The organism is Streptomyces sp. NBC_00846 (genome assembly GCF_045207325.1).
Lineage (GTDB): Bacteria > Actinomycetota > Actinomycetes > Streptomycetales > Streptomycetaceae > Streptomyces.
Map to the genome: position 1 here is coordinate 4,498,366 of NZ_CP108846.1, position 13,249 is coordinate 4,511,614.

At 69.7% G+C, this 13,249-nt stretch carries 15 protein-coding genes and 3 tRNA genes; 14 read left to right on the forward strand and 4 right to left on the reverse strand.

What is annotated here, in order from left to right; all coding sequences use genetic code 11:
- Positions 1–26: 26 nt before the first annotated feature.
- Positions 27–1,334, reverse strand: a complete 1,308-nt coding sequence (locus OG936_RS20810; protein ID WP_406496583.1) for an amidohydrolase family protein — start codon at positions 1,332–1,334, stop codon at positions 27–29.
- A 345-nt stretch (positions 1,335–1,679) separates the two neighbouring features.
- Here OG936_RS20810 and OG936_RS20815 point away from each other — a divergent pair.
- The 8 genes from OG936_RS20815 to OG936_RS20850 all read left to right on the forward strand — a co-directional run bounded on the left by OG936_RS20815 (position 1,680) and on the right by OG936_RS20850 (position 6,431).
- Positions 1,680–1,752, forward strand: a tRNA-Thr gene (locus OG936_RS20815).
- A gap of 45 nt (positions 1,753–1,797) precedes the next feature.
- Positions 1,798–1,870, forward strand: a tRNA-Met gene (locus tag OG936_RS20820).
- 89 nt (positions 1,871–1,959) lie between these two features.
- Entirely contained in the window at positions 1,960–2,124 is a 165-nt protein-coding gene (gene rpmG, locus OG936_RS20825) for a 50S ribosomal protein L33 (protein WP_003956487.1), read from the forward strand.
- A 102-nt stretch (positions 2,125–2,226) separates the two neighbouring features.
- The gene (locus OG936_RS20830; protein ID WP_266747939.1) at positions 2,227–2,679 is read left to right on the forward strand and encodes a MaoC family dehydratase N-terminal domain-containing protein; all 453 of its coding nucleotides are present in this window, start codon (positions 2,227–2,229) and stop codon (positions 2,677–2,679) included.
- A complete protein-coding gene (locus OG936_RS20835) occupies positions 2,679–3,107 on the forward strand; it encodes a MaoC family dehydratase (protein WP_406496585.1) in 429 nt (142 codons plus the stop codon). Before OG936_RS20830 ends, OG936_RS20835 begins: the two co-directional genes overlap by 1 nt.
- A 131-nt stretch (positions 3,108–3,238) precedes the next feature.
- A complete protein-coding gene (locus OG936_RS20840; protein ID WP_406500530.1) occupies positions 3,239–3,787 on the forward strand; it encodes a TetR/AcrR family transcriptional regulator in 549 nt (182 codons plus the stop codon).
- Positions 3,788–3,862: 75 nt separating this feature from the next.
- Positions 3,863–5,305 carry an MFS transporter gene (locus tag OG936_RS20845; protein WP_406496586.1) on the forward strand — a complete coding sequence of 481 codons (1,443 nt, stop codon included), beginning with the start codon at positions 3,863–3,865 and terminating at the stop codon, positions 5,303–5,305.
- A gap of 70 nt (positions 5,306–5,375) precedes the next feature.
- A complete protein-coding gene (locus OG936_RS20850; RefSeq protein ID WP_406496588.1) occupies positions 5,376–6,431 on the forward strand; it encodes a UDP-N-acetylmuramate dehydrogenase in 1,056 nt (351 codons plus the stop codon).
- Positions 6,432–6,443: 12 nt separating this feature from the next.
- On the opposite strand, the gene OG936_RS20855 is transcribed toward OG936_RS20850, so the two are convergent.
- Entirely contained in the window at positions 6,444–7,079 is a 636-nt protein-coding gene (locus OG936_RS20855) for an NAD(P)-dependent oxidoreductase (RefSeq protein WP_266747943.1), read from the reverse strand.
- Between the two features lie 87 nt (positions 7,080–7,166).
- Here OG936_RS20855 and OG936_RS20860 point away from each other — a divergent pair, with 87 nt between their 5' ends.
- On the forward strand, positions 7,167–7,772 hold the full coding sequence (locus tag OG936_RS20860; RefSeq protein WP_406496590.1) for a TetR/AcrR family transcriptional regulator: 606 nt from the start codon (positions 7,167–7,169) through the stop codon (positions 7,770–7,772).
- 23 nt (positions 7,773–7,795) lie between these two features.
- Here OG936_RS20860 and OG936_RS20865 read toward each other — a convergent pair whose 3' ends face one another.
- Both OG936_RS20865 and OG936_RS20870 read right to left on the reverse strand, forming a co-directional pair.
- Positions 7,796–8,818 carry an adenosine deaminase gene (locus OG936_RS20865; RefSeq protein WP_383758804.1) on the reverse strand — a complete coding sequence of 341 codons (1,023 nt, stop codon included), beginning with the start codon at positions 8,816–8,818 and terminating at the stop codon, positions 7,796–7,798.
- Positions 8,819–8,939: 121 nt separating this feature from the next.
- Entirely contained in the window at positions 8,940–10,166 is a 1,227-nt protein-coding gene (locus OG936_RS20870; protein WP_406496592.1) for a pyridoxal phosphate-dependent aminotransferase, read from the reverse strand.
- Positions 10,167–10,391: 225 nt separating this feature from the next.
- Between OG936_RS20870 and OG936_RS20875 the strand changes: the two genes are divergently transcribed.
- The 5 genes from OG936_RS20875 (at position 10,392) to rplA (ending at position 13,236) form a co-directional block, all read left to right on the forward strand.
- Positions 10,392–10,464, forward strand: a tRNA-Trp gene (locus OG936_RS20875).
- A gap of 105 nt (positions 10,465–10,569) precedes the next feature.
- The gene (gene secE / locus OG936_RS20880; protein WP_266747946.1) at positions 10,570–10,857 is read left to right on the forward strand and encodes a preprotein translocase subunit SecE; all 288 of its coding nucleotides are present in this window, start codon (positions 10,570–10,572) and stop codon (positions 10,855–10,857) included.
- Between the two features lie 73 nt (positions 10,858–10,930).
- Positions 10,931–11,821, forward strand: coding sequence for a transcription termination/antitermination protein NusG (gene nusG / locus OG936_RS20885; RefSeq protein ID WP_406496594.1), 891 nt, complete (start codon positions 10,931–10,933; stop codon positions 11,819–11,821).
- 176 nt (positions 11,822–11,997) lie between these two features.
- Positions 11,998–12,432, forward strand: coding sequence for a 50S ribosomal protein L11 (gene rplK, locus OG936_RS20890; protein WP_003967000.1), 435 nt, complete (start codon positions 11,998–12,000; stop codon positions 12,430–12,432).
- 81 nt (positions 12,433–12,513) lie between these two features.
- A complete protein-coding gene (rplA, locus tag OG936_RS20895; protein ID WP_327258882.1) occupies positions 12,514–13,236 on the forward strand; it encodes a 50S ribosomal protein L1 in 723 nt (240 codons plus the stop codon).
- Positions 13,237–13,249 lie beyond the last annotated feature (13 nt).

Below are 13,249 nucleotides of genomic sequence, written 5' to 3' on the forward strand. Positions count from 1 at the left end.
CCGTACGCCGCGGCGGGCCGCCGCGCTCAAGGCCCGCCGCAGGGCCCGGAATCCGGCCGCCCCTGATGGGGCAGCCCGAGGGTCCAGACGGTCTCCGAGTCGCAGTACTCGCGCACCGCGCTCGTCCGTGCCACCACCCGGCCGCGATGCACCACGATCCGGCTGTAGGCGAGCGACAGCACGCCCGAGAGCTGCTCCCCGCGTACGGCGAGCAGCTCGGCCGGGAAGCCCGCCTCGACCCGGATCCCGGGCAGTCCCATCGCCTTCCGCGCGACCGAGGACACCGCCTCGTACGCCTCGGCGGCACGCATCGCGCTCTGCGAGGCCAGCAGGTAGGCGGCCTCCAGCGGATCCCCGCGCCCCACCGGGTTCGCGATGTCCCGCAGTGCCCCGCTGCCCGCCGCGATCCGCACACCGGCCGCCCGCAGCAGCCGTACGGGGGCGGTGCCCCGGCCTTCCGTCTCGCAACAGCCGCCCTGGGGGAGGCAGATGACCGTCACCCCGGCCGCCGCGAGCTGGTCCGCGGCCCGGGCCGCGGCCTGGGCGGGAAGCCGGGAGAGGCCCGCGCACGGGCCGACGGAGACGCCGGACCGCAGCCCGCCGGCCATGGCGGCCAGCCGGCCGAGGCGGGCCGGATCGGCGCCGTCCGTGTGCAGATCGACGGGACAGCCCTGTTCGGCGGCGATCTCCAGGACGGCCTCCGCGTACCCCGCCGGGTCCGGGTCGAGGTCGGGACAACCACCGACCGCGCCGGCCCCCATCTTCACCGCGTCACGGAGCATGGCCAGGTTGTCGGCGCCCGCCACGCCGGTGAGTAGACCGGGTACGGCGACCGGGGTCAGTTCGACGAGTCCGCGCAGCGAACCGCGTGCCTGCAACACGGCTTCGAGGGAGGCGAGGCCCTGGACGGAACCGATCCGCACGTGCGCGCGCAGTGCGGTGGCGCCGTGGCCGAGCTGCAGCAGAGCGGCCTCGGTGGCGCGGCGCTGGATGTCCTCGGGCCGGTGCGACACGGGCCCCGGGGTGGTGTCGGGGCCCGCACCGTCGGCGGTCAGCGCGGTGTCGCTGTGGGTGTGGGGTTCGGCCGGGGCGGGGAGCAGCAGATAACCGCGCAGGTCCACCCGTGGGCCGGGAGTGGTCAGGCTGCCCGCGGTGCCGACGGCCTCGATGCGGCCGCCGCCGAGCCGTACGTCCACGATGCGGCCGTCCGTGAGACGGGCGCCGCAGAGCACCAGGGCGCCGGTCCCGGCGGTGGCGGCGGGGTCGTGGCTGCTGGTCGCATCGGCCGCGTCGGCGGCATGGTCGTCCGGCTGCCGCGGCTGGCTGTCGGGCATCGCGCTCCTGGGAAGGGGTACGAGATCACGCAGAGTGAGACGAGCCTAGGGGCGTGTTCGGCCCGGTTCGAGGAGGAGCGAAATAGTCGTACCGGTGTGGCCCTGAGAGGCATCCGGGGCACGGGTGTACGGCGGGGGCGCAGTGGCTCATGCGGCGGCCGAGGCGCTGACCATGCTGCCGCCAGTGGACCGGAAGGCCGCTGATGGGCGGGCCGGAGCACGGCTGACGGGCGGGTGGAAGGCCGCTGATCAAGGGATCGGCGGGGCGTCGATCAGGGGCGTCGGATGGGGCTTCGAAACGGATTTGGGCGATCGGCGACGGACCGTGTAATGTCTTCATCGCTCGCCCCAATAGCTCAGTCGGTAGAGCGTCTCCATGGTAAGGAGAAGGTCTGCGGTTCGATTCCGCATTGGGGCTCTGGTGATCGGGAAACCCCGCTTCGGCGGGGGGACTCGTCATCAAAGCGGTGTAGCTCAGTCGGTAGAGCAAGCGGCTCATAATCGCTGTGTCACCGGTTCAAGTCCGGTCACCGCTACTTACGGTAGCCGATTGTGGGGTCGGTCCTTCGATCGGCTACTCTTTTTTGCGTTCATCCGTCCATCCGTCCGTCCAAGGAGCACTCACGTGGCTGCCACCGACGTCCGCCCGAAGATCACGCTGGCCTGCGTGGAGTGCAAGGAGCGGAACTACATCACCAAGAAGAACCGGCGTAACAACCCGGACCGTCTTGAGATGAAGAAGCACTGCCCGCGCTGCAACTCGCACACTGCGCACCGCGAAACCCGCTGAAACAGGCTCGTACACGAGGCCGTCCCCACTGGGGGCGGCCTCGTGTCGTTGTATGGGGCTGTTCTTCGGCCTTTTCATCTTTCACCAGGAGGTAGCGAGCTCATGGCGCTCGACCAGTCCTTCGTGGGGCGGTCCTATCCGCCCACCCCGCCGTACGAGGTCGGCCGGGAGAAGATCCGCGAGTTCGCCGAGGCGGTGGGCGACACCAATCCGGTGTACGTCGACCCCGAGGCGGCCAAGGCACTCGGCCACAGCGATGTGATCGCGCCGCCGACGTTCGTCTTCTCGATCACCTTCAAGGCCGCCGGGCAGGTGGTGCAGGACCCGCAGCTGGGCCTGGACTACAGCCGCGTGGTGCACGGTGACCAGAAGTTCGCCTATGTGCGTCCCGTGCGGGCGGGGGACCGGCTGACGGTCACGTCGACGATCGAGGGCATCAAGTCCCTGGCGGGCAATGACGTCCTGGACATCCGCGGAGAGGTCCACGACGAGTCCGGCGAGCATGTCGTGACCGCGTGGACGAAGCTGGTGGCGCGCGCCGCCGAGGAGGCGTGATGACGGCGAAGGTGGCGTACGAGTCGGTCGAGGTCGGTACGGAGCTGCCGGCGCAGTCCTTCCCGGTGACCCGGGCGGCGCTGGTGCAGTACGCGGGCGCTTCCGGTGACTTCAACCCGATCCACTGGAACGAGAAGTTCGCCCGCGAGGTCGGACTGCCGGACGTGATCGCGCACGGCATGTTCACCATGGCCGAGGCGATCCGGGTGGTCACGGACTGGGTCGGCGACCCCGGTGCGGTCGTCGAGTACGGAGTGCGGTTCACCAAGCCGGTCGTCGTGCCGAACGACGACACGGGCGCCCTGATCGAGGTCAGCGCCAAGGTGGCCGCCCTGCTGGACGACAAGCAGGTGCGGGTGGACCTGACGGCCATGAACAACGGCAAGAAGGTGCTGGGCATGTCCCGCGCCGTGGTGCGGCTCGGCTGAGGCCGCCGCGCGGGAGGAGTGAGGGGCACGGTCCACGGGGCCGTGCCCCTCATCCGTGCTTGTGAACATCCGTGCCAGCGGACCGGTTGACCAAGTTAGTGATTGAGCACTAACTTATTCGCATGGCAAGGATGAGTGCGGAAGAGCGGCGAGAGAGCGTCATTCGTGCGGCGATCACCGAGTTCGCCCGCGGCGGGTACAGCGGCACCTCCACCGAGGCGATCGCCAAGCGCGTCGGCGTCTCGCAGCCGTACCTCTTCCGCCTCTTCCCCAACAAGCAGGCCATGTTCCTCGCGGCCGTCGAGCGGTGCCTCGCGGACACCCGCAAGGTCTTCGCCGACGCTGCCGAGGGGCTTGAGGGCGAAGAGGCGGTGAGGGCGATGGCTGCCGCGTACCAGCGGCTCATCGTCGACGACCCCGCCAAGCTCCAGATGCAGATGCAGACCTATGCGGCCGTCGCGAGTGCCGACGCGTCCGGGGATCACGAATTCGGTGACGCGGCGCGTGCCGCCTGGCTGAAGATGTGGGACGAGACCCATCTCGCCCTGGGCGCCGACGTCAAGGAAACGACGACGTTCTGGGCGTTCGGCATGCTCATCAATACGTTGGCCTCGTTCGGCTTCCCGGCCGGGCACCGGGTCTGGTCGGGGGTCTACGACGAGGCCAGGCCGATCGCCTGAACAGTGCGACCCGGGTTCCGCCCGGTTTTCTGCCCAGAGAAGTTAGTCATTGATAACTAACCCCCAGGGGGAGCAGTGAACCAGCGCACGACAGGCCGCCCAGGAGCGGTCTGGGCCCTCGTCATCACCAGCGTCGCCGGATTCATGGCGGCCCTCGACAACCTCGTCGTCACCACCGCACTGCCCTCCATCCGTAAGAGCTTCGGCGGCGAACTGGCGGAGCTCGAATGGACGGTGAACGCCTACACCCTCACCTTCGCGATGCTGCTGATGCTCGGGGCCGCCCTCGGCGACCGGTTCGGCCGCCGCAGGCTCTTCCTCACCGGGCTCACCGTCTTCACCGGGGCCTCCGCCGCGGCCGCCCTCTCGCCCGGGATCAACGAGCTGATCGCCTTCCGGGCCGTCCAGGGCGTGGGCGCGGCGATCATGATGCCGCTGACGCTCACCCTGCTCACGGCCGCCGTGCCACCCGCCCGTCGCGGTACCGCGCTCGGCATCTTCAGCGCCGTCACCGGGCTGGCCGTGGCCAGTGGCCCCCTGATCGGCGGCAGCCTCACCGAGCACCTCTCCTGGCAGTGGATCTTCTGGCTGAACGTCCCGATCGGTCTGGCGCTGCTCCCCCTGGCGCGACTGCGTCTGGCGGAGTCCCACGCGCCGGACTCCCGGCTCGACATCCCCGGCACACTCCTGGTCAGCGGCGGGCTCTTCGGCATCGTCTACGGCCTGGTCAACGCCAACTCCGACGGCTGGACCAGCCCCACCGTCCTCACCGCCCTGGTCGCCGGTGCCGCGCTCGTCGGCGGGTTCATCCACCACGGCTTCCACGCGAAGAACCCGATGCTGCCCATGCGGCTCTTCCGCAGCCGGGCGTTCTTCGGGATCAACATGGCCGGCCTGCTGATGTTCCTCGGGATGTTCGGGTCGATCTTCCTGCTCAGCCAGTACCTCCAGGGCGTGCTGGGCTACTCGCCCACCGAGGCCGGCCTGCGGATGCTGCCCTGGACCGGAATGCCGATGCTGGTCGCGCCGGTCGCGGGGATGCTCTCCGACCGCTTCGGTGGCCGCCCGGTGGTCGTGGCCGGGCTCGCCCTCCAGGCAGCCGGCCTCGCCCTCTTCGCGCTGGTCATCGGCCCCGACGCCTCGTACGTCTCGCAGCTGCCCGGTCTGATCGTCGGCGGCGTCGGCATGGCCATGTACTTCGCACCCGCCGCCAGCCTCGTGATGTCCAGCGTCCGCCCCGCCGAGCAGGGCATCGCCTCCGGCGCCAACAACGCCCTGCGCGAGGTCGGCGGAGCCCTCGGGGTCGCCGTGCTCGCCACGGTCTTCTCCTCGCAGGGCGGGTACGAATCCGTGCGGTCCTTCACGGACGGGACCGTTCCGGCGGTGTGGACAGGCGCCGGCGTGGTGGCGCTGGCCGCCCTCGTCGCCCTGCTCATCCCGGGCGGCCGCCACGCCTCGGCCCCGGCGCCGGAGACGGCGGACGGGACGGCTGAGGAGTGCATGCCCGTCGCCGCCTGAGCCGCGGCCCCGCGCGTACGGTCCGTGGTCCCGCCCGAACGGCGGGAGCGCGGACCGTACTCTTGTCCCCGTGCAGGAACTCCACGACGCGCCCCTCGCCCCCCTGACCACCTTCCGGCTCGGCGGCCCCGCCGCCCGCCTCCTCACGGCGACGACCGACGCCGAGGTGATCGAAGCCGTGCGCGAGGCCGACGAGAGCGGCACCCCGCTCCTCGTCATCGGCGGCGGCAGCAACCTCGTCATCGGCGACAAGGGCTTCGACGGCACCGCCCTGCGTATCGCGACCAAGGGCTTCACGCTGGACGGTACGGCGCTGGAACTGGCCGCCGGAGAAGTCTGGACGGACGCCGTCGCCCGCACCGTCGACGCCGGTCTCGCGGGCATCGAATGCCTGGCCGGAATCCCGGGATCCGCCGGTGCGACGCCGATCCAGAACGTCGGTGCCTACGGCCAGGAGGTCTCCTCCACCATCACGGAGGTCGTCGCCTACGACCGGTACACCCGCGAAACGGTCACCGTCCCGAACGCCGCGTGCGCGTTCTCGTACCGGCACAGTCGCTTCAAGGCCGAACCCGACCGCTTCGTGGTGCTGCGTGTCCGCTTCGAGCTGGAAGAGGCGGGCGGTCTGTCCGCCCCCCTGAAGTACCCCGAAACAGCCCGCGCCATGGGTGTCGAGCAGGGCGAGCGCGTGCCCGCCGCGGCCGCCCGCGAAACGGTGCTCAGGCTCCGCGCCGGCAAGGGCATGGTGCTGGACCCCGAGGACCACGACTCCTGGTCGGCCGGCTCCTTCTTCACCAATCCGATCCTGGAGGAGGCGGAGTACGAGGCGTTCCTCGCCCGCGCCAGGAACCGGCTCGGCCCCGAGGTGACGCCCCCCGCCTTCCCCGCGGACGGGGGACGCACCAAGACCTCCGCGGCCTGGCTCATCGACAAGGCCGGTTTCACCAAGGGCTACGGCACGGGGCCGGCCCGCATCTCCACCAAACACACCCTCGCGCTCACCAACCGCGGCGGCGCGACCACCGAGGATCTCCTCGCGCTCGCCCGTGAGGTCGTCGACGGGGTGTACGAGGCATTCGGCGTCACGCTCGTCAACGAACCCGTGACGGTCGGCGTGAGCCTGTAGCAGGCGCGCGGCTCAGTACGCCACGCCCACGCCCTGCTTCACCGCGGCCGGATCGTCGATCAGTGCCAGCATCGCGTGTGCCACATCGGCCCGTGAGATGGTCCGGCCTCCGCGGGGGCTGCTGCCGTAGGCCGTCCGGTACTTCCCCGTCAGCGGCCCGTTGGTGAGCTTCGGAGGCCGTACGGACGTCCAGTCCGTCGCGCTCCGGGCCAGCGCGGCCTCCATCCGCGTCAGGTCCGCGTAGACCTCCTTGAGGATCGCGCCGACCACCTTGCGGAGCACCCGGTCCATCAGCGGGTCGTCGGCCGGCCGGGGGCCGACCGGGGCCGCGCTGACCACGAGCAGCCGCCGCGTCCCCTCGGCCTCCATCGCCTGCAGCACCGACCGGGTCAGCCGCTCGGCGACACCGTCGGCCTTCCGGCCGCGCGAGCCGAGCCCGGAGAGCACCGCGTCCCGGCCCGCGACCGCCTCGCGCAGCGCCTCCGGATCGTCGATGCGGGCCGCGGCGTGGACCTGTACATCGGAGAGCGGGACGGGCAGCCGCGCAGGATCACGGACCACCGCCGTCACCTCATGGCCCGCCGCCACCGCCTGCCGGACGATCTCCTGGCCGACACCGCCCGTCGCACCGAACACTGTGATCCTCATTGCGCACCCTCCCGGGGTGGGTAAGTATTCACTCACCCCTACGGTGAGTGGATACTCACCACCTCGTCAAGCTTCATTGGAGTGCACATGGAGCAGAAGCCGGCCCGCGTCCGCATAGTCGACGCCGCCCACCAGCTGATGCTCACCATCGGCCTGGCCCGCGCCACCACCAAGGAGATCGCCCGAGCCGCCGGCTGCTCGGAAGCCGCGCTCTACAAGCACTTCCCGAGCAAGGAGGAGCTGTTCGTGGCCGTACTCAAGGAACGGCTGCCCAAGCTCAACCCGCTGCTGAAGCAACTCATCGTGTCACCGGGGGCGGGGGAGCGGACCGTCGAGCAGAACCTCACCGAGATCGCCCGTCAGGCCGCCCTCTTCTACGAGCAGAGCTTCCCGATCGCCGCCTCGCTGTACGCCGAGCCCAGGCTCAGAGAACGCCACAACGACGCCATGAGGGAGCTTGGCACCGGCCCTCACATGCCCATCCGCGGCCTCGACGCGTATCTGCGCTCCGAACAGGCCGCCGGCCGGGTGCGGGCCGACGCGGACACCTACGCGGCCGCCTCGCTGCTCCTGGGTGCCTGTGCGCAGCGGGCCTTCGCCTACGAGGCCACGGAGGGCGGGGGACCGCCGCAGTCCCTCGACGCGTTCGCCGCGTCCGTGGCCGGGGCGCTGACGCGGGGGCTCGTGGCGTAGGCCGCACCCCTCGGCGGTCGGCCTCAGCCCGCCGGCTTCGACAGCCAGTCGTCGATGCCCGTCAGGAGCTCGGCCCGAACCGCGGCCGGAGCCGCGGAGCCCCGCACCGACTGCCGGGCCAGTTCCGCGAGCTCCTCGTCCGTGAACGCGTGGTGGCGCCGTACGAGGTCGTACTGCGCGGCCAGCCGGGAGCCGAAGAGCAGCGGATCGTCCGCGCCCAGCGCCATCGGCACCCCGGCGTCGAACAGAGTGCGCAGGGGCACGTCGGCGGGCTTCTCGTAGACGCCCAGCGCCACGTTCGACGCCGGGCACACCTCGCAGGTCACCCCCCGCTCCGCCAGTCTGCGCAACAGACGGGGGTCCTCGGCGGCCCGTACGCCGTGCCCGATCCGGGACGCGTCGAGATCGTCCAGACAGTCCCGCACGCTCGCGGGGCCGGCCAGCTCGCCACCGTGCGGGGCGGCCAGCAGACCGCCGTCGCGGGCGATGGCGAAGGCCCGGTCGAAATCCCGGGCCATCCCACGCCGCTCGTCGTTGGAGAGGCCGAATCCGACGACTCCCCGGTCCGCGTACCGCACCGCGAGCCGGGCCAGGGTCCGGGCGTCCAGCGGGTGCTTTATCCGGTTCGCCGCGATCACCACCCGGATCGGCAGACCGGTCTCGCGCGAGGCGCTGTCCACCGCGTCCAGGATGATCTCGATCGCCGGGATCAGCCCGCCGAGGAGTGGGGCGTACGAGGTGGGGTCGACCTGGATCTCCAGCCAGCCGGAGCCGTCCGCGACGTCCTCCTGGGCCGTCTCGCGCACGAGCCGCCGGATGTCCTCGGGGGCCCTCAGACAGGACCGGGCGATGTCGTAGAGCCGCTGGAAGCGGAACCATCCGCGCTCGTCCGTTGCCCGCAGTCGGGGCGGCTCGCCACCGGTCAGGGCCTCCGGCAGGTGCACGCCGTACTTGTCGGCGAGTTCGAGCAGGGTCGTGGGCCGCATCGACCCGGTGAAATGCAGGTGCAGGTGGGCCTTGGGCAACAGTCGTACATCACGCTCCATTGGGAGATCCTGCCGCACACCCGGGGTTCAGCGGTAGCCGCTTTCCCCATCGGGTTGACCCTCGAACAAGAAAGCGACCCCCGGCCGGAGCCGGGGGTCGCCCACTGAATTCAGGACGTGCTCAGGCCTTGGCCTCGCCCAGCAGCTTCTGGAGCCGCGAGACGCCCTCGACGAGATCGTCGTCGCCCAGGGCGTACGAGAGCCGCAGGTAGCCCGGCGTGCCGAAGGCCTCGCCCGGTACGACCGCGACCTCGGCCTCGTCCAGGATCAGCGCCGCCAGGTCGACCGAGGTGGCCGGGCGCTTGCCGCGGATCTCCTTGCCGAGCAGTTCCTTGACCGAGGGGTACGCGTAGAACGCGCCCTCGGGCTCCGGGCACAGCACGCCGTCGATCTCGTTGAGCATCCGGACGATCGTCTGCCGACGCCGGTCGAAGGCGGTCCGCATCTCGGCGACCGCGTCCAGGTTCCCGGAGACGGCGGCCAGCGCGGCGACCTGGGCGACGTTGGAGACGTTGGACGTGGCGTGCGACTGCAGGTTGGTCCCGGCCTTGACCACGTCCTTCGGGCCGATGAGCCAGCCCACGCGCCAGCCGGTCATCGCGTACGTCTTGGCGACGCCGTTGACCACGACGCACTTGTCGCGCAGGGCGGGAACGAGCGCGGGCAGCGAGGTGAACTTCGCGTCGCCGTAGACCAGGTGCTCGTAGATCTCGTCGGTGAGCACCCACAGGCCGTGCTCGACGGCCCACTCGCCGATCGCCTTGGCGTCGGCTTCGCTGTACACCGCACCGGTCGGGTTCGACGGGGAGACGAACAGGACGACCTTCGTGCGCTCGGTGCGCGCGGCCTCCAGCTGCTCGACGGAGACCCGGTAGCCGGTGGTCTCGTCGGCCACGACCTCCACCGGGACACCGCCGGCGAGACGGATCGACTCGGGGTACGTGGTCCAGTACGGAGCCGGGACGATGACCTCGTCGCCCGGGTCGAGGATCGCGGCGAACGCCTCGTAGATGGCCTGCTTGCCACCGTTGGTCACCAGGATCTGGGAGGTGTCGACCTCGTAGCCGGAGTCGCGCAGCGTCTTCTCCGCAATGGCGGCCTTGAGCTCCGGAAGGCCTCCCGCCGGGGTGTAGCGGTGGTACTTCGGGTTGCGGCAGGCCTCGACCGCGGCCTCGACGATGTAACCGGGGGTCGGGAAGTCGGGCTCACCGGCACCGAAGCCGATCACCGGACGGCCGGCGGCCTTGAGAGCCTTGGCCTTGGCGTCGACGGCGAGGGTGGCGGACTCGGAGATTGCACCGATGCGGGCGGAGACCCGGCGCTCGGACGGAGAAGTTGCAGCGCTCATGACCCCCATGGTCCCAGACCGCGATCCCTGTCGGCACAGGGGTTTCAGGGACCGGACAGGACTCGGACAGCATGCGGACAACAAGCGACCAGGAGTTGTCGGGAACTATCTGTTCGACGCCGGGCCGCTGAACACGTACACTCACCTGTCGTTGGCCTTCACCAGCCACATCGTTCTCGCACCCGGAGTATCCGGGAAGATGCGGTAGGTTGGTGGAAACCACAAAGGGTCGTAGCTCAATTGGTAGAGCACTGGTCTCCAAAACCAGCGGTTGGGGGTTCAAGTCCCTCCGGCCCTGCTACACACTCCCTCGCCAGGAAGTGTGCGCATGTACGTACTTCAATGCACCGCCGTGCGGCTCCACGGGCGCGGCACGGCCATGACCCGGAATCAGGTGAGTAGCGTGACGGACGCCGTGGGCTCCATCGACATGCCTGATGCCGAGGATGAAGTACCTGAGTCGAAGAAGAAGACTCGGAAGGGCGGCAAGCGCGGAAAGAAGGGCCCTCTGGGTCGTCTCGCGCTGTTCTACCGCCAGATCGTCGCCGAGTTGCGCAAGGTCGTCTGGCCGACTCGTAATCAGCTGACGACGTACACCACCGTGGTGATTGTCTTCGTCGTCGTCATGATCGGTCTGGTGACCGTGATTGACTTCGGGTTCCAGCGGGTCGTGAAGTACGTCTTCGGCTGATCCCGCGGAGGGCGCCTCATGGGCGCCCCTTTCGCATGTTCCACCCATTTGTATCCAGGAAGAAGCAGCCACCGTGTCTGACCCGAACCTGAACGACGCCGTCGAGCCGACGGCGGGCGCCTTCGAGTCCGCCGAGGACGAGCTCGACATCGTCGAGGCGGCGGACGCCGAGGAGCCGGACCAGGCGGAAGCTGCCGACGCCGCCGCAGGTGAGCCCGCCGAGCAGGCGGCCCTGCACACCGAGGACGACGACGAGGCCGCCGAGGCCGAGGACGGTTCCGAGGGCGACGAGAACGACGACGAGGCCGACGAGGAAGCCGCGGAGGAGGCCGAGCCGGCCGCCCCCGTCGACGCCGTCACGGCCCTGCGCGAGGAACTGCGCGGCCTTCCCGGCGAGTGGTACGTCATCCACACGTACGCCGGTTACGAGAAGCGTGTGAAGGCCAACCTGGAGCAGCGCGCCGTCTCGCTCAACGTCGAGGACTTCATCTACCAGGCCGAAGTGCCCGAGGAAGAGATCGTCCAGATCAAGAACGGCGAGCGCAAGAACGTCCGCCAGAACAAGCTGCCGGGCTACGTCCTGGTGCGCATGGATCTGACGAACGAGTCCTGGGGCGTCGTCCGCAACACTCCCGGCGTCACCGGCTTCGTGGGTAACGCCTACGACCCGTACCCGCTGACGCTCGACGAGATCGTCAAGATGCTCGCCCCGGAGGCCGAGGAGAAGGCCGCCCGCGAGGCCGCCGAGGCCGAGGGCAAGCCGGTTCCGTCCCGCAAGGTCGAGGTGCAGGTGCTCGACTTCGAGGTGGGCGACTCGGTCACCGTCACCGACGGCCCGTTCGCGACGCTGCAGGCGACGATCAACGAGATCAACGCCGACTCGAAGAAGGTCAAGGGTCTCGTCGAGATCTTCGGCCGCGAGACCCCGGTCGAGCTCAGCTTCGACCAGATCCAGAAGAACTAGCGGCTTTCCGCCAGATTCTGGACACATGCCTACCCAGCAGGTCAGACCGGCTCCACGGCCGGTCTGACCTGCTCGGTTTTTGGTCGCGCAGCCATACCCGTTATCGTTGTGCGGTATGCCTCCATCCGGATGACCGGACGGCGGCGAAACACTCTCACTAGGACCCGGAGAGAGCAATGCCTCCCAAGAAGAAGAAGGTCACGGGGCTTATCAAGCTCCAGATCAACGCCGGTGCGGCCAACCCGGCCCCGCCGGTCGGCCCCGCGCTCGGCCAGCACGGCGTCAACATCATGGAGTTCTGCAAGGCCTACAACGCCGCGACCGAGTCGCAGCGTGGCATGGTCGTGCCGGTGGAGATCACGGTCTACGAGGACCGCTCCTTCACCTTCGTCACCAAGACTCCGCCGGCCGCGAAGCTGATCCTCAAGGCCGCGGGCGTGGACAAGGGCTCCGGCGAGCCGCACAAGACCAAGGTCGCCAAGCTGACGGCTGCCCAGGTCCGTGAGATCGCCACGACGAAGCTCCCCGACCTGAACGCCAACGACCTCGACGCCGCGTCGAAGATTATCGCTGGCACCGCCCGTTCCATGGGCATCACGGTCGAAGGCTGATTCAGCCCCTCACGTCCTCAGTGGTAGGGCCAAGCGCTGGCCCGCACCACGACTCCACACCCTGAAACCACAGGAGCAGAAGTGAAGCGCAGCAAGAACCTCCGCGCTGCGGACGCCAAGGTCGACCGGGCGCGCAACTACGCCCCGCTCGAGGCCGTCCGTCTCGCCAAGGAGACCGCCTCCACCAAGTTCGACGGCACCGTCGAGGTCGCGTTCTGCCTGGGTGTCGACCCTCGCAAGGCCGACCAGATGGTCCGTGGCACCGTGAACCTCCCGCACGGCACCGGCAAGACCGCCCGGGTCCTGGTCTTCGCGACCGGTGACCGTGCTGCGGCCGCGGAAGCCGCGGGCGCCGACATCGTCGGCGCCGACGAGCTCATCGACGAGGTGGCGAAGGGCCGTCTGGACTTCGACGCCGTCGTCGCCACCCCGGACCTCATGGGCAAGGTCGGCCGCCTCGGCCGGGTGCTCGGTCCGCGTGGTCTGATGCCGAACCCGAAGACCGGCACCGTCACCCCCGACGTCGTGAAGGCTGTCAACGACATCAAGGGCGGCAAGATCGAGTTCCGCGTCGACAAGCACTCGAACCTGCACTTCATCATCGGCAAGGTCTCGTTCGACGACACCAAGCTGGTGGAGAACTACGCAGCGGCGCTGGAGGAGATCCTCCGTCTGAAGCCGTCCGCCGCCAAGGGCCGCTACATCAAGAAGGCCACCCTGGCCACCACGATGGGCCCCGGCATCCCGCTGGACGCCAACCGCACCCGTAACCTCCTCGTCGAGGAGGACCCGGCCTCCGTCTGAGCCCCAGCGCTCG